Origin of the sequence: Aporhodopirellula sallentina SM41, assembly GCF_000346505.1 — a bacterium.
Taxonomy (GTDB): Bacteria; Planctomycetota; Planctomycetia; order Pirellulales; family Pirellulaceae; genus Rhodopirellula; species Rhodopirellula sallentina.
In genome coordinates, this window is the sequence record NZ_ANOH01000407.1 from 18,010 (window position 1) to 33,919 (window position 15,910).

At 55.8% G+C, this 15,910-nt stretch carries 11 protein-coding genes; 4 read left to right on the forward strand and 7 right to left on the reverse strand.

What is annotated here, in order from left to right:
* The first annotated feature begins 366 nt into the window (after nucleotides 1–366).
* Nucleotides 367–2,625: a CehA/McbA family metallohydrolase gene (locus RSSM_RS26345; protein WP_144060137.1), complete on the forward strand. Its 2,259-nt coding sequence runs from the start codon at nucleotides 367–369 to the stop codon at nucleotides 2,623–2,625.
* 185 nt (nucleotides 2,626–2,810) lie between these two features.
* Here RSSM_RS26345 and RSSM_RS26350 read toward each other — a convergent pair whose 3' ends face one another.
* The 4 genes from RSSM_RS26350 to RSSM_RS26370 all read right to left on the reverse strand — a co-directional run bounded on the left by RSSM_RS26350 (nucleotide 2,811) and on the right by RSSM_RS26370 (nucleotide 9,209).
* On the reverse strand, nucleotides 2,811–4,184 hold the full coding sequence (locus RSSM_RS26350) for an alpha-L-fucosidase (RefSeq protein WP_008686956.1): 1,374 nt from the start codon (nucleotides 4,182–4,184) through the stop codon (nucleotides 2,811–2,813).
* Nucleotides 4,185–4,527: 343 nt separating this feature from the next.
* Nucleotides 4,528–5,796: a DUF1559 family PulG-like putative transporter gene (locus tag RSSM_RS26355; RefSeq protein WP_008686959.1), complete on the reverse strand. Its 1,269-nt coding sequence runs from the start codon at nucleotides 5,794–5,796 to the stop codon at nucleotides 4,528–4,530.
* 358 nt (nucleotides 5,797–6,154) lie between these two features.
* The gene (locus RSSM_RS26365) at nucleotides 6,155–6,763 is read right to left on the reverse strand and encodes a response regulator transcription factor (RefSeq protein ID WP_008686964.1); all 609 of its coding nucleotides are present in this window, start codon (nucleotides 6,761–6,763) and stop codon (nucleotides 6,155–6,157) included.
* A gap of 328 nt (nucleotides 6,764–7,091) precedes the next feature.
* Entirely contained in the window at nucleotides 7,092–9,209 is a 2,118-nt protein-coding gene (locus tag RSSM_RS26370; RefSeq protein ID WP_236621408.1) for a sensor histidine kinase, read from the reverse strand.
* Between the two features lie 394 nt (nucleotides 9,210–9,603).
* Here RSSM_RS26370 and RSSM_RS26375 point away from each other — a divergent pair, with 394 nt between their 5' ends.
* The 3 genes from RSSM_RS26375 to RSSM_RS26385 are packed head-to-tail and all read left to right on the forward strand — an operon-like array spanning nucleotide 9,604 to nucleotide 13,085.
* A complete protein-coding gene (locus RSSM_RS26375; RefSeq protein WP_008686970.1) occupies nucleotides 9,604–11,094 on the forward strand; it encodes a DUF1592 domain-containing protein in 1,491 nt (496 codons plus the stop codon).
* A gap of 42 nt (nucleotides 11,095–11,136) precedes the next feature.
* Entirely contained in the window at nucleotides 11,137–11,793 is a 657-nt protein-coding gene (locus RSSM_RS26380) for a DUF1588 domain-containing protein (RefSeq protein WP_044303715.1), read from the forward strand.
* A gap of 23 nt (nucleotides 11,794–11,816) precedes the next feature.
* Nucleotides 11,817–13,085, forward strand: a complete 1,269-nt coding sequence (locus RSSM_RS26385) for a DUF1552 domain-containing protein (RefSeq protein ID WP_008686974.1) — start codon at nucleotides 11,817–11,819, stop codon at nucleotides 13,083–13,085.
* A gap of 197 nt (nucleotides 13,086–13,282) precedes the next feature.
* Here the strand turns inward: RSSM_RS26385 and RSSM_RS26390 are convergent, their stop codons facing one another.
* The 3 genes from RSSM_RS26390 to RSSM_RS26400 form a co-directional block, all read right to left on the reverse strand.
* Nucleotides 13,283–13,528: a hypothetical protein gene (locus RSSM_RS26390; protein ID WP_008686975.1), complete on the reverse strand. Its 246-nt coding sequence runs from the start codon at nucleotides 13,526–13,528 to the stop codon at nucleotides 13,283–13,285.
* Nucleotides 13,525–14,985, reverse strand: coding sequence for a YeiH family protein (locus RSSM_RS26395; protein ID WP_008686977.1), 1,461 nt, complete (start codon nucleotides 14,983–14,985; stop codon nucleotides 13,525–13,527). Before RSSM_RS26395 ends, RSSM_RS26390 begins: the two co-directional genes overlap by 4 nt.
* 132 nt (nucleotides 14,986–15,117) lie before the next feature.
* Nucleotides 15,118–15,630, reverse strand: coding sequence for a MarR family winged helix-turn-helix transcriptional regulator (locus RSSM_RS26400; protein WP_008686980.1), 513 nt, complete (start codon nucleotides 15,628–15,630; stop codon nucleotides 15,118–15,120).
* Nucleotides 15,631–15,910: the final 280 nt, after the last annotated feature.

Consider the following 15,910-nt stretch of genomic DNA (forward strand, 5'->3'; position numbering starts at 1 on the left):
CTTCGCATATGCGAAGCGACCACTCGACTTACTATGCAACTCGCCCCCCGGCCCAAATTTGCAACGTCTGGACGCGTCTGATCAAAACTTTTCTTTCGATAGCGGAGTCCGATTCCCACTCGAAGAACCCAAGAAGAAGGCCAATCTCTGCGGATAACCGAAACGCATGTCACGAAGAGCCAAAAGGTGACACGCATATCCTCTGAAGCGGAACGCGCGTTCGGATGTGACGATGAGTGAACGCCGATAGATGAAGCTCTCGCGAAGATTTCATCGAACAGGCAACGAGCACCTTTGCCAAAACAGCGAGATACTTACGATGTGCCGCTTCGAATCAATAGACACAAACCAGAGAGAGTGCTTCACGTGACGTTTCGTATGTTCGGGTTGATGGTGGCCGTGTGTTCTTGCTTGAGCGCGACCACGCCTAAGGCAGCAGCAGAGGTATCTTCGAAGAATTCGTTTGTCTCCTGCAAACCTTTTGCGAGTCAGGCAGACGGCACCCAAACCTGCAATGTCACCGTCGCTGTGCGACACGCAGATGGCACGATCGCACCTGGTAAAACAGTAACCCTCACATCCAACCGTGCAGACGCCGACACGATTACCCCCGCAGCGGTGACCACTGACGACGATGGAGTTGCCCGATTTGAGGTACGCTCGACCGAACCGGGCAACTCGACTCTCGCGGCAACATGCGATGGCGTCCGTATCGATCGCGGCATCATCCTGGACGGTGCCGTCGGCATCTACACTTTCGACGGGATCCAAGCCGACAACGTGGTTCGAGACCTTTCCCTCCATGCAAACCATGGCGAGATTTTCGGCTCGCCCGAATTCGTGGATGGGCATTTCGGCCGAGCGATCTCACTCGATGGCGAGAGCCAATACATCGAAATCCCCGACTCACCCAGCATGAACGGAAGCGACGCGAACTACATCGAAGCCTGGGTTCGTGTTGCCGCTGACGTCGACGACCGAGAGCTTCAAATCGTCGCTCAGAAGTCATACTCCAACCGCGGCGACTACGCCCTGTCGATCGATCAGGGGCGCATTGCCTATCACTATCGCTCGGCACAACGCGCCAAAGACCAACGCGAAGACGCTCTTTCGCTGGGGAAAGTCTTCCACCCCGACAGGTGGATGCATACCGCCGGTTTCTGGGAGGGCTCAGACATTGCTGAACGTGTGCGTCACCACGGATATGTTCGCGGATACGTCAGCGAAAACGAGTTCGACCCTCAGCCAAAATCACAGCAGGTCGAAGGGATTTGGAAAGGACGCACCTCGGGCGAACCGTTCAGTATCGGACGAAGTGGCGACGACTCCGCCTACTTCCACGGCGTGATCGACGAACTTCGCGTTTATGACCGTGCTCTGTACGACGAAGAAATGCGGCGAAACCATTCAGGCGACACAACGATCACGTTTGGCCTCGAGTGCCCCAACGAGTTCAGCGCAGACGACAAGAAACTTCCCGAATGCGTTGTGCTGTCCTGGGAACTTTGCGGTCCCCATGTCACAACCTATGAGATCTACCGCAGTGAACAACCTGACGTCGCTGTCTGCCCTGAAAATCTGCTGATCGTTGTCCCCCACGGCCGCGACCACTTCCGCGACTACAACGTCGAGTTTGACAAATCCTATCACTACCGCCTTCTCGCGAAATCCTTTACCAACGCGAGTGAACCTTCGGAGGTTGTTTCCGCAACCCCGTATCGCGCTGAGGACGAACCCAGGTGGTATCTCGGCGACGGACACTTTCACACTTACACGCATGATATTTTCGCGGAAGACTTCACACCGGAGATGACTCTCGCCGAAGCCAAAAAACTGGACTTCGATTTTGTCCTGGTGACCGAACACAACAGTTTGGGTTCGTACTTCCGAGCCGAAGACCAAGCGACAAAGGACTTCATCGTTTTCGGCAACGGGCAGGAAATCTCCGATGGAGGCAAGCACCGCACCGGCGCCTTCCTAAAACACTTCGTCCCCACGACCGACCAAACGATTCAGGAACAGAATGCGATGGCGTTGTCGATGGGCGCAGAGGTTGGCCCCAACCACAGTGACTATTTCGACGGCCCCAACAACATCACGCTCTTTGAATTGGTCAACAACCGCGATTGGTACTCGTTCGAGGCGTGGGACAATCAGTATCTCAAAAAAGGCATCCCCGTCATCGCGAAAGGTGGCAGCGATGCTCACGGCAGATGGTCCGTCAAACGAGGAATCCGATGGTGCGTGTGGGCCGAACGCCATTCCTACATGGCCATCAAAGAAGCCATCCACCAAGGCAGAACCCTAGCGGTCGATGGCAAAGGGCTGTTGTGCATGCTGCGTGTCAACGATTCCATGATCGGCGATCGTTTGACCGTCAGCCCCGGCACCTCTCCCGAAATTCAAATCAACGCGACCGCGGAAGAAGGAACCATCACCGCCGTGCGACTGGTACGCCACGGGGAGATCATCCAATCGTGGGAACCCAACGCGAAGCAATTCGACATCAACTGGACCGACAACAACTTCAGTGGCGGACCGACCTACTATCGATTGGAAGTTGAATCAAAAGACCCGAATCTTCAAGCGGTGTCCTCAGCGATCTTTGTCGACGAACCTTCCTGATCGCCCCGTCAATCAAACAGGACGAATCTCGACTTGAACTTGGACGTCTCCGATCCCCATCGCGGACTTCGCCGAAGTCCAGCGAAATCAGCTAGCAGGTAGGCGGTAGTGGATCTTGTTAAAGATCCTCATGCAGCAGGATCTTTAACAAGATCCACTACAAGAAAATAGCGTTGACTAGCACTCTACTCGGCCAACGTCAGGCAAATCACCGGGATCGCCCATTCAGGCCGGTTGTCCGGCAGACGAATCGTCGTTCGGTCGCCGATCGAGTTCACCTCCAGGCTAGCGTTTATATCCATGCCGAGGATTCTTGCATCTTCGATAGTCCCTGGAATGGCCGGCAAACTTAGTTCGCCGGCTGGCCACTCGAAAAGATGAACGTAGATCTTTCCGGGTTTGGTCGTTGCTCTCCAAGGCAATTTGCCGACAACGCGAGTCTTGCCGCTTTTGTCCTTCACCTTCTTTCCCAACTCGTCGCCAAACGGGGTTGGACCGCAACCGTAAATGGCTTCACCGTTGACATCCATCCAGTCGCCGATGGCAACAAGACGCTGCACACTCGGTTCAGGAATAACACCCTCACCGGTCGGACCGACGTTCAACAAAAAGTTCCCACCTTTGCTGACGATGTCCACGAGACTGCGGACCATCGACTCCGGACTCTTCCAGTTATCGTCCGCTTTGTTGTATCCCCAATGCCCGTTCATCGTGATGCATGACTCCCACGGGTCATACGAACCGTCTGCAGGGATCTCTTGCTCGGAGACTTTGTAGTCGCCCAGGTTATGGCCAATCCGTTGATTAATAACGCATTCGGGCTGCAGCTCACGGATCAACGCCTTCAGTTCGAGTGATTGCTCTTTCGTTATCAACCCGTAGGTGTCGAACCACATGATTCCGATGGGGCCGTACCCGGTGAGTAGCTCACGCACCTGCGGTTTGACTTTTCGTTCGAAGTAAAGGGAAAAGTCTTTTTCGCTCTCGTTCGGATAGTCGATTAGGTTGCTGCGAAAGCCGACTTTGTCGCCGCGTCCAGTTGGCACATCGGGGTCTTCCCAATCACGACCGAGTGAGTAGTAGACACAGAAATGAACGCCGTGTTCGTGACAGGCATCCGCCAGCTCCTTCAACGGATCACGATTGAACTGCGTCAGATCGGCGATGTCGTGATCACTGCTCGGGGAGTCGTACATCGCGAACCCGTCATGATGTTTCGACGTGATCACCAAATACTTCATCCCGGCGTCCTTCGCGATCTTCACCCATTGATCGGCGTCAAACCGCGTTGGATTGAATGACTTCGCGAACTCGGTGTATTCGGCGAGCGGGATTTTTGCAGTCAGTTGCAACCACTCGTGATGGTTGGTTTCTCCGTTCCATTCGCCACCCGCCTGCGAATAGGCTCCCCAGTGAATGAACATGCCAAACTTCGCATCGCGAAACCACTGCATTCGGGTCTGCTGATCAACCACCTTGTTCGGAGACCTTGGTTCGTCCGCGAAGGACGGCTTGAACACCAGAGCAAGAAGCAAAACGATGGCGGGGAATCGGAACATTTATTCAGACGCTTCATTCAGGAACGCGGGACAACACAGCACGAAGCCACGCGAAGCGAACGAAAGGGGGAGGATCCGTCCGCAACGCGTGTCTATGGACTGCGTTTGTACCACCTGACTTGCGTGAACGAAATGGACCACGCGAGTACGGAGCCTCGCATGCGACAAAACGCTGCCATCTCGAGCACTGCGACGCGCCATCGCAACCGAACTTCGTCCCACATGGCCGGATCGGCTCCGTTCGGGTGGCCATACCGTGCCCGTGTTCATTTGGCCGCGCTACTGCGTCCGGGCGAGGCTATCCGCACTGGCGTATCGGGGCAGGGTCTTCAGTCCCGCGATTCTAGAATTCGGCAGAAACGACTTCGCGTGAAGCCCGTGTGCCCAGGCTTCCCCACAACCCGTATGGGCTCGCCGAACCAGGCGCGGCATCTCCGGTTGCTTTGAACCGGACCATCGGTGCCCGGCTATTGCCCGCGTCGATCGACTCGGTGATAAACTTCACCGCACCGTCGCCCATCAGCACATGCGCGCCGCCTTGGTGACGGCTGCTAACGGTCGGATTGCCTGGCGATTCCTGTCCGCTGCCGAAACCCACCATCTCGCTGTTGGGCGGCAACACCGTGCAGACTTCGGTGTGCATCGGAGTCGCGAACGCCCACTTGTAGCCTCGACGCTCCGATGTGCCCGGGTTGATGACCGCCGGCGTGCATCCGGTCGCACCACTGACACACCAATACTGAGGCCGGCTCGGATCGATGACGCCATCGTCAACGGCGATACGTGGATTGGTGAAGATGCCTCCTTGAACCGGGTTGGCGTAGTAGTCGACCACGCCGGCGCCGTCATGCATGGTCGTGGTAATGTCGTTGTCACCGAGGTCGGTGTTGATCTCGCCCATCATGATGGTGTTGGACAGGCCGTCGAACACGTTATGAAACCCCAACGCAACTCGATAAGTAAACATCCCGCGACTCGACGCGCGATCCTTCTCGGCTTGCCCGGAATCCATCTTCCAAACGTTGCTCTGCACGCGAAACACAGAGTCGGTAATAAAGTCGGCACTGTCGCCCATGCAGGCGGCATAGTTCGTCCGTCCCATCGCGGGCAGTCCGACGCCCGGATCGCTCGGACAGCGAATCGCGGGGATCTCTGTCATCCACGGTTTGTATGCGATCTGTTTGGCACGCGGCCCCATCGCAGGCCACGTGTGATTGCCGGTGAGCGTTCCGGTCGTCGTTTCCCGGCTCGGGTTGCTGATCTGTTCCCACAAGGCCTGCTGCTCAAGGAACGGCAAGATTGGCACCAACATGCTCAACGCACAACCGTTGTTACCACCCCCGGTCGTTGCCGATCCATCATCCCCATACGAACCATTGATGTATGTCCCCGTTCCTTGCTTTGGCAGGACGTTGTAGGCAGCATGATAGTTGTGAATGGCCAGACCGAGTTGTTTGACATTGTTGCCGCAGCTCATCCGTCTCGCCGCTTCCCGTGCCGCTTGAACCGCCGGCAATAGCAAACCGACCAGCACACCAATAATGGCGATCACAACCAACAACTCCACCAACGTAAACGCAGGTCGCTTCTTCGGCGTTTCAAAATCGCGCATCATTATTCAATTACTCAAAAAGAAAAGTATCCGACCAGCCCATTCAGGCTACGCGTCACAGAAAACGCTTGGGACGCTCCGTCCGAACGACGTACTCACAAAACAGCGTTAAGCACTCATCGCTCCGCTGCTTGCTCCACCGCCAGCGCCCGAGACGTTCAAAACAATCCTGCAACGCAAGCCATGCTAGACCAATCGCGTATTGCAACAATTCGCTCGATCGAGCGATTTCCGCCATAATCACGCGAATTGTTCGCAATAGAAGAGCCCCCACATTGGCCCCAGAAACCTGATTTTGCCCGACCGGGCGATTCGCCGTGACCTTCCGCCAGCGACGCCCACCAATGAAATCCGCTGCCTAGATTTTAAGGATGCCCTTTGCGTATCCCACCGAGACGGCCCCGGCGCGGTCCTGCACATCAAATTTGGCCAGGATGCCTTTGATGTACGTTTTGATGGTGTGAATACTCAGGTGCAATTCCGCCGCGATTTGTTTGTTGTTGTGCCCCAACGCCACCAACCGCAACACTTCGATTTCGCGTGGGGAAAGGTGATCATGCCCGACCCCGGTTGCTTGGTAGAGCGGATGTTCGATGACCTCGCCGGAATGCACCCGCCGGATCGTGTCCGCCAACGTGATCGGAGGCGCGGACTTGGTAACGAACGCCGCTGCCCCAAACTTCAACGACTGAGTCACCTCGTCTTCGAGTTCGGCGGTACTGAGCATCACCACTTTCGCATCGGGCTGGATCGTCCGGATCTGCCCGAGAGCTTCGATGCCATCCAAAACCGGCATCCGTACATCGAGGATCGACACGTCAGGTTGAAACTCCCCGAACATAGCCACCGCCTGCTCGCCATTGTCTGCCTCCGCAACGACGTCAAAATCCTCTTCGTTGGAAAGCATCGAATAGAGACCGACACGCAGCAGCGAATGGTCGTCGGCAATCAAGATTCGTATCGACATGAAGCAAACAGTGAAACTCGCGTAGCGAAAGTCGTCGTCAGTCTGTTGATTTACTAGCCCGATGCGCTAGCGAGGGATCACAAACAACCACTCGCTTGCCGAGCTGTTGATTTATCCGTTTAACGGGTAGCCAAAGGCGACCTACTTGCCACCGCGCGTCGCCTACGGCTACCGGTTAAACGAAAACAGGTTGACTCTTGATTCAATCGACAAACCGAGTCGCGTCGGGCGAGTAGCTCAACAGCCGTCGTCACGATTATGGGGCCCCCTGCGTCAGGGTTCAACCTTATCACCCGTCACCTATCGCCTGTCACCCACGAATCGCCTGTCACCCACGAACCGATACCGTAACGCGCGTTCCTTCGTTGGGCGAACTCTCCACGGACAACTCTCCGCCGATTCGAATCGCACGTTCTTTGATTCCCGTTAACCCGAAGTGCCCCTGCAACGCTCCGGCAACGCGGTCAGAGTCAAATCCACAACCGTTGTCGGTCACACTCACGCAAACTGAATCGGGTTCATAATCGACCGAGACACGTATTTCGGTTGGACGAGCATGCTTGAGTGCGTTGGTCATCGCCTCCTTGGCGATCATCAGCAGGTTGTCGGTCGTCAACACACCGAGTTTCCGTTCCACGCCACGTCCATCCACGGTCGCCGAAATTTTGGTCTGCGAGAAAATCGACTCGCACGCCTTCTTCAACTCCTCACGCAGCTTCGCTCCTTCTTCATCGGTCATCCGCAGGTTCCACACGCTGCGCCGGAGATCCTCGCGGGACTGAGCCAGAATCTGCCCAGCGAGCGACAAGTTGCGTTGAGCGAGTTCGTCAGAGCCCGCCGTCTCGATCGCTCGAAGTTGCAACGCCACGCCAGCGAGCGACTGTTCGAGCGTGTCATGCAGGTCCGCTGCAACACGGGTTCGTTCACGTTTCGTCGTTTCGGTAACCAACTCGAGCGAGTCTTTGGCGCGGATCGCCTCGGCCAACTGTTGACCACGCTGCGAAATACGGTGACGCATCCAAAGGATCACCAAAATCGCACCGACCAATAAAACACCTGCCCAGACGAGCAGATACAACAAACGTGCCGCAGTCCACCACGATGCCGCTGCCACCACGGAAACGTCCAACGGCGACCGCAGCAGAATCTCAAATGATTCCGCTTCGAGTGCACGATTCCTTTCCGGTCGGTTCGTTGTTCGTATGGAACAAATCCCGGTCACCTCGATCGTGCTGCCGAGCCGGATCTCACGCAAATATCGTGGCGGTTGGAACGAAGCCAGAATGACGGGGACGATCGAACCGTCAGAATCCAAGATGATTTGAAACGGCTTTTCCACCCGGTCTTCGATCGCGACGAGTTCGCCTGAGATACGAATCAACGCAGCCTCATAGTCAGGCTGGCGTGAATTGGGCAGCGGGAGTTGCAACGACAACACCGACTCGGGAGTCACCCGCGCCGGTGCAGGCGGCTCTCCCATTCCCAAACTGCGAATGACCGAGGTTCGCAACACCGGGAAATTGGACTGCATGCCGAGAAACCCGGCACACTGAATCTTTTCGCCGATCGCATACGGCTGCGTCACCTGGGGAATCACTCGCAGATTGTGAACCCCGTCGGTAATAAAAACCTGCTGCCCCGGCTGACACGCCGTGACGGTCCCCTCGACCACCTTGCGATGGATCGGGCTCCATTCCGGGCTGAACTCAAACAGATTTTCGAGCGACACCTCGGGGCAATGAAATGGACTTTCGCTCGCTTCCTTAGTGACCACCAATCCGCCAACGACGCACGACATGATGTCCGAATCGAGGATCTCTCCTCGGTTATTGAATCGGGGCATGCAAACACCGGTAATCGAGATTTCCGCATCGATCACATCCTGCATCTTTTCCGGCGGCAACGCGGTCGTGTTGAAGATCAACTCCCCGCCAAAGGTCGAAACGACGATGCTCGTTCCCGGCATGCCCAGAAAATTGCCCCGAGTCGCTTTGATGCCCACGCCATCAATGGTCACCCACTGACAATCCAGCGTGCCCGCTTGCAGTTCCGCCAACGTAGACTCGCGAGGCCGTGGCAATTCATCCTCACCGACAATCCCAACTCGACTGCAATCGATCACCGGCGCGCTGTGACCTCGATTGGTATTTCCCTGAATCTCCACAACCATCCCGGCGTCGAGTTCGGTTTGCTTTTCTCCGTCGGGCGTCCAGGGTTTGCTACACCAAATCGACGATTCACCGTCATGAAAGATAAAACTCGACGGCGATGCAAACAGAACCACGCCGCGCATCTCGATCGGGTATTGCTGATTCGCCTCCGCATCGCTCAACCGGCGAACCGAAGCGACGTCTTGCAACAAAGGCAGCGGGTCGCGTGCATGGACGCTTCGCTGAGCGGAGACGAATAGTGTCACCAACGCAGCAACGCATGAAAGAAAACTCAAATACAAAACGGATCTCGACCGCGGCAGTAAACCAAATTCGCTGGCAATCACCTCACCAGCCTACCACTCTATCGCGTGCACAATCGAAGCGGAATGAGCAGATCGCAAGGACGTCCAGCGGGCCAGCCAACGAGCACACCATTCCATTCCCTATTCCAAAGCCCCAAATTCGACGCCACGTTGGCTGCAAAACGGTTTAAAACCCATCGTTGCGATGCGTTCTTGAGTACAAACGCTCCATACCGAGCGTTGTTTTCGTCCGAGCGTCATTGCAGGCGATACGGAATCTTCTCATTTTTCACGCTGCTTTTCCGTCTCGTCGAAACCGCAGTGACTTTCAATACGATTGCCAATGCCCCCAATTCGGACATTCGCCATACCGATTGCTGCGACGATGATATTCCTTGCCGGAAATGCTTGGTCGTTGGACCAAGCGACCGGCGGAAATGCTCAATCGTTTTTGCAAAAACACTGCATTCGCTGCCATGGCCCCGATCGGGAAGAGGGCGGCCTCCGCATCGACCGACTCCGTTGGGATTTGAATCATCTCAGCAGCGTGGACGAACTACAGAATATCCTCGACGAGATCGTTGTCGATTCGATGCCGCCGGAGGGCGAGCCCCGTCCGCCCGAAAACGAATTGAAGGAAGTCAGCGAGCTGCTTGTCGAGCACATTGCCGCTGCAAAAGCCGGCCACAGTTCAGGTGGCGGCAGGCCGGTTCGTCGCCTGACACGGGTCGAGTACGTCAACACTCTCTATGATTTACTCGGGGGCCGCGTCGCCATCGACGATCTTCCCCAGGATGGCAATATCGGCAGCTTCGACACCGAGGCGACCGACCTCTACACCACCGACATGCACATCGAGCAGAGCCTCACGGTGGCTCGAGACGCTGCCCGGCGTTTCATCGCCAGCCGAAACAGCAAACCCGGACGGCGAACGCTGAAAACGACTCCAACGCCCCCAACAAAGAAAGGCTCGTATCAAATCAGGGCAAACGATGTGCCTCCCGCCGGATACCAAATCGCACGTTTAGTATGTTGGCAGAAAAATCCAAACCCATCGGAACCTTCATTCATCGGCCCGCGTCGGACACCCACCGTTGAAATCACCGGAACGCCTGAATCTCCCCAACAAATCGACCGGAAGTTTTTCAAATCGACCACGCAAGCATGGGCACCCCATCCCAACGTTTTCGTCAAAGAAATCGAAGCGTTCCAGGTGGTCAATCCGCAACCTTTTGAATTCTTCGAATCCGTCCGCACGCGTTACGGCGATCGAGTCCCGGACGCAGTCGCACGTCAATTGATCGCGGATTTTGTCGAGCTGATGAATCGCGGTCGTCGCGTTGACAAGAGCTTCGTGCGGGATCTGGTCGCCAACTTTCGATTGGGACGTCAGCAAGGCGAAACGTTTTGGGAGGCGATGGTGGAACCGATGGCGTTGTCGATGTGTTCGATCGAAGCCATGTTCCACTTCGAAACACGAGGCGGACCGAAGTCATCCCAATACGTCAGCCCGGTCGAAATGGTCAACCGCGTTGCCTTCTTTCTATGGCGATCCGCTCCCGATGAAGAACTCATTCGTTTGGCCCAGTCCGGGAAGTGGTACGATCCCAAGATTCGGTTACGCCAGTTTCGCAGGATGGTTGAGCACGAGAAGTTCGATCGATTCCTAAGAGACTTCACCGTCCAGTGGCTCGAACTCGACCGACAGGACGAGATCGCCGTCGACGAACGTATCTTTCGCGACTTCAACAGCAACGCGAAGGAGTCGATCAAGGAGGAAACGATTCAGTTCGTTTCGCATCTCGTTCGCGAAAACTTGCCACTTCGCAACCTGATCGATTCCGATTTCATGCTCGTCAATAATCTCATGGCGTAGCACTACGGGCTGCCACGAGTGCCGGGAGACGACTTTCGTGTGATGCCGGTACCGGATGGTTCCAACCGTGGAGGGATTCTCTCTCACGCGGGAATCATGATGCAAACGGGGACAGGCGATCGGACGTCCATCGTCGAACGCGGTGCGTTTGTTGCTCGAAAACTGCTTAACGATCCCCCGGGAACACCACCGCCTCTCGTCGGAGAACTCCCGAGCACAGGAAAGGCGGCTGCGACTATGACGGGCGCGCAGCTCGTCGCATTGCACCGCAAGGCCCCGCAATGCGCCTCCTGCCACAACAAGATCGATCCCATCGGCATCGGCCTCGAAGACCTTGATGCGGTCGGCCGATTCCGCACGGTGGACAAACGAATCAATCCCAACATCGACAAACTGACCCGGCGGCAACGAAGGAACGTCAACAACCTGACCATCGAAGTACCGCTGGAGACAAAGGGCCGAATCCAGGGGCGACGCGTCAGCGGCGTGGCAGAAGTAAAAAGAGCCTTGTTGAGTCAAGATCAAAAACTGGCCGAAGCGTATATCGAAGCCTTGCTCACGATGGCCAACGGCAGGAAGACCGGCGTCGCGGACAAAGCTATCGTCGATGGCATCATCGAGAACGCAAGAAAATCTGACCTACCGGCACTCTCGATCTTGGTAGCCGTCTTGAACTCGGACGCATTTAAAACTCACTAATCCAGCGTGATCAGGGACATCAGATGAATTTTATCAACCGACGTCGAATGCTGCTCTCCGGAGCAACCGCTCTGATGCTGCCGAATCTGGAATCGACTGCGACCGCCGCGCCGTCGTCTTCGGCCATCCCGAAGAGACTCGTATTCCTCACGATGGGATATGGGGTCAATGCGGCAAATTGGTTTCCGCCGAGCAATCAAACGGGGACAGACTATCGGTTGCCACCATTGTTGAAATCGTTCGCTGATTTGAAATCGGATTTTTCGATTATTCAAAACCTGACCAATCGAAGCATGCCGAATCCTCATGCGGGATCGCAGAACTTTCTGACCTGCGCCGATTTGGGAAAGGACAATGAGAGAAACACCGTCTCGGTCGACCAACTCGCCGCGAAGGTGCTCGGGGAAAACACTCGGCACAGTTCGCTTGCAATCGCCGGCGCCCCCCAACGAGCCGACGGGCACGGCAGCTACGCGTCGTGGGGACCGGACGGAAAACCCGTGGGACTCTATCGCAAACTGACAGACGTCTACGCGGCACTGTTCGGCACCGGCGGCAAAGCACACGAAATCCAAGCCAAACTCGCTCGACAGCAAAGCGGACTTGATGCGATTCTGGGCAACGCCAAACGTTTGAACGGGCAAATCAGCACGTCCGATCGACACCGCGTCGATGAATACTTTACCTCAATTCGCAACATCGAACGGCGTCTCAGTAAAGCGCAAGACTGGATCCAAACACCTTACCCCGACGCGCCCTTTCCAAGCCCCAGTGATCGGATCGGAGGCAACGATGAAATCGAATTGGTGTTGGACATGATGGTCACGGCAATGCAGTCGGACTCGACTCGCGTGATGACTTATATGATGCCAACCGGTCGCGTGCTTCAAGCACTGAACTCGCGGCTGAATCCTCACAAAATGAGCCATCGTGCCTCCGGTGAACTCGATCCGGAGGCGATCCACCAACGCCGCGATCGCATGTTGGCTGAACTCGTATCCGGATTCCTACGAAAGCTCAAGAACACCAAGGAAGCCGACGGGAGTTCGTTGTTGGATCACTCCCTAATCGCCTACGGCTCCACGCTTCGCCAAGGGCATAACGCGACCAACTTGCCGATGTTGCTCGCCGGTCACGGGGGCGGCGGATTGAAGCAAGGACAGAACGTCGTTTACCAGCCGAACCAAACTCCACTGGCTAACCTCTGGTTATCGATGCTTCGCCACGTTGGAGCGAACACAACTCAGTTCGCCAACAGCAACCGCATCCTGACCGAAATGGGGTTCAGTTAGGACGCCTTAGTCATGATGCAGCCGACGTCGCCAAACCTCGGTGACCTGAATTTTGGCGAATCCAGCTACAGGAATCAGACACGCCAAATTTCGAAATGCCCCAAGTCGATCCACTACGCGTGTTCGCATCCACCTGCTACTCGGTGGATAAATTCACTACAGCGTGCCGGAGCACCTTGCGAAGATCGCACCACGCGTCAACTCTCGTGTGGAACCAAACGTAGTTCGGCTCGGCGTTGTTTGGCGAGTATCTCGTCCATGATTTCTAGCTCGGTGTAATACATCGCGCTGGGGTCGATGCCCTTTTCGTCGAGCCATTGCAGGTGCTGACGCATTTTCGGCTGCCGAGCGTAGGCGGGCAGCAAAACCAACCACACGATCGACAGCACCGCGATCACGAGCGAAAAGGAAGCCGCCCGAAGAAATCGTGCCCGCCATCTCATGGGGTCACCACGTCCGCAAAGACCACTTTGAACATCAGATATGCGACAACCAAAGTCAAACAAATATTGAGCGACTGGCCGCAAACATACAGAACGAGCGGCTTGCCACCTTTGAGCTGAGGTAGCAATTCGCGGAAGTTGGTTTCCAACCCGATACTGACGAACGCAAGACAGAAGAACCAACCACGCAGCGTCTTCGTGGAACCGCCGATCATCGCACCGACCAATTCCGGGCCGCCGACCAATGTCGAGTAGAGGATGGAAAACAAGATCGACATCGATACAAACCCGAGCACGAATTTCGGGAAGCGATACCAAATTTCAGACAACCCGATCTTTGGTCCTGAGGAGTCACGCTCCACAAACGTCACCCAGTAGATCGCGACGCAGAACGCCGTCACACCGATCAAGATGTTCTGAATCATCTTGACCGTCGCGGCGACCTCCAAGGCTTCGTCGCCCAGCACCGCACCGGCGGCGGCCACCGCCCCGGTCGAATCGATCGTGCCTCCCAACCACGCTCCGCCGAGAATCGGATCGATCCCCAACGCGGTGATGACCATCGGCATCACCGCCATCATGATCACCGTGAAACCGAGGGACAAACCGATCGATAGGGACAACTCTTCCTTCTTCGCCTTGCACGCCGCCGCGGTCGCGATCGCCGCGGAGACACCACACACCGACATGTCAGCCGAGATCACCATGTTGAGCGACTTCGATTGAATCTTCAGCACTTTCTGACCGAAAATATACGTCGTGATCAACACGACCGGGGTCACCAACCAAGCCACAAACACACCGGGCAGTCCCAACGCGAGCAAACGGCTCATCAGCACTTCAGCACCGAGCAGCACCAACCCGGTTTTAATGAAAAACTCCGTCAACGCGGCGCTGCGTAGAAACGACGGCGTCCCCACGGTGTTGCTGATGATCAAACCGACCAACAACGCCCACAATGCGTACTCCAGGTTGTACGCCTTCACGACACTCTGGCCGGCCAAAATGTAAGCCAGCGTCGCCAGTGCGAACACGATCGGAAAACCAGCCAGGAACGCTATCCCCGACTTGCCACGAAACTGATTGGCGACGGTGAACAGCAAACCGATGATAACGAATGAGCCCACGATTCCCTGCCACTTCGACGCGATCGAATCAACCGGGTTGGAGTCCCACTTGCCTGGTTTCGCGATCCATTCTTTCAAAGGGCTGACAACCTCCACCGGCGACTGAGCGGCGATGCTCTCGCTCAGGTTTTCCGGCTGTCCGAACCATACGGCGGCAAACGCAAGGGCAAGCAAAATACCGGCACACCAAATTGCCCACCAATCCTCACTGGTCGTCATGTCTCGCCACAAACTAGGACGCTCTGTTGGCAGAGAAACGGTCGCAGCGTTTTCCTCGTCCTTCTCAGGATCGAGTTGATTCGGGTCAGCAGGATGGTTCGTTTTTGTCATGGCGGGACTCGGTAGGTGGGAAGGACAGGGTGGGAAGAAGAGGAAGGCGGGCTGAAGGTGAGAGGGAAAGCGGAAAGTAAGATTGGAGACAGGAAAAACGCCCTGATATCAACGGAAGGGCGAAGGCACGACCTACAAACCGGAGCTAGACAACGATTCGCTGGTACGTCGTTCGACGGCTTTGTTCATGCCAACGCGGACACGTTCTAACAATCGAATGAGTTCCTTTTGTTCTTTGCGTTTGAGTTCACTCATCACTTCGCGTTCGAGTTCACGGAGATGTTCGATCACCGGCGTGACTAGCTTCCGACCTTCTTTTGTGATCGCAACATACACGGCTCGTCGATCGGTCTCGGATCGCTTCCGCGTCACCAATTCGCGTTTGAGCAGGCGGTCGACCAGCGACGTGACTGCGGGAACAACCTGAACCAATCGTTCACCGATCTCACTGCACGTTAGAGGGCGATCTTCCATGTCCAGAATTCGCAGCAGGTTGTACTGAGAGAACGTCAGATCGTGTCGCCGAAAGAAGCGAGCCAAGTAGTTGTCGAGTTGGTCACCGGTACGGACCAGACTCAGCACCGCTTCTTGGTTGACGCTCGCGAACGGTTGGCATCGATGGAGTTCTTCTGACAGGTTAGTCATCGACTTAACCAAAGGTGGGTTGGGGGTGGGGCAATGAACTCAGTTTCAGTTGACGCAGCAATACTTTACCGATAAAGTATTTGCGTATCAAGCTCTGACGCGTTCAGTTTCGAATGCCAATTGAGTCTGATATCCCGCCCCACGCGAACTTCCCCTGTCTAGGAAACTCCGCTCCTTTGCCATCTCTTGTGATGCAGATTTTCTGCGTCCAGAAATCGCAAAGAATGCAACCGAACGTTGCACAGTCGGTTTCCTACACTCCCGCCTCGCTACTTGGTTC

Coding starts and splice junctions, on each gene's coding strand:
- RSSM_RS26350 (WP_008686956.1), bottom strand. CDS start 4,184: ATGTTCCGATTCCCCGCCATCGTTTTGCTTCTTGCTCTGGTGTTCAAG.
- RSSM_RS26355 (WP_008686959.1), bottom strand. CDS start 5,796: ATGCGCGATTTTGAAACGCCGAAGAAGCGACCTGCGTTTACGTTGGTG.
- RSSM_RS26365 (WP_008686964.1), bottom strand. CDS start 6,763: ATGTCGATACGAATCTTGATTGCCGACGACCATTCGCTGCTGCGTGTC.
- RSSM_RS26375 (WP_008686970.1), top strand. CDS start 9,604: ATGATATTCCTTGCCGGAAATGCTTGGTCGTTGGACCAAGCGACCGGC.
- RSSM_RS26380 (WP_044303715.1), top strand. CDS start 11,137: ATGCCGGTACCGGATGGTTCCAACCGTGGAGGGATTCTCTCTCACGCG.
- RSSM_RS26385 (WP_008686974.1), top strand. CDS start 11,817: ATGAATTTTATCAACCGACGTCGAATGCTGCTCTCCGGAGCAACCGCT.
- RSSM_RS26390 (WP_008686975.1), bottom strand. CDS start 13,528: ATGAGATGGCGGGCACGATTTCTTCGGGCGGCTTCCTTTTCGCTCGTG.
- RSSM_RS26395 (WP_008686977.1), bottom strand. CDS start 14,985: ATGACAAAAACGAACCATCCTGCTGACCCGAATCAACTCGATCCTGAG.
- RSSM_RS26400 (WP_008686980.1), bottom strand. CDS start 15,630: ATGACTAACCTGTCAGAAGAACTCCATCGATGCCAACCGTTCGCGAGC.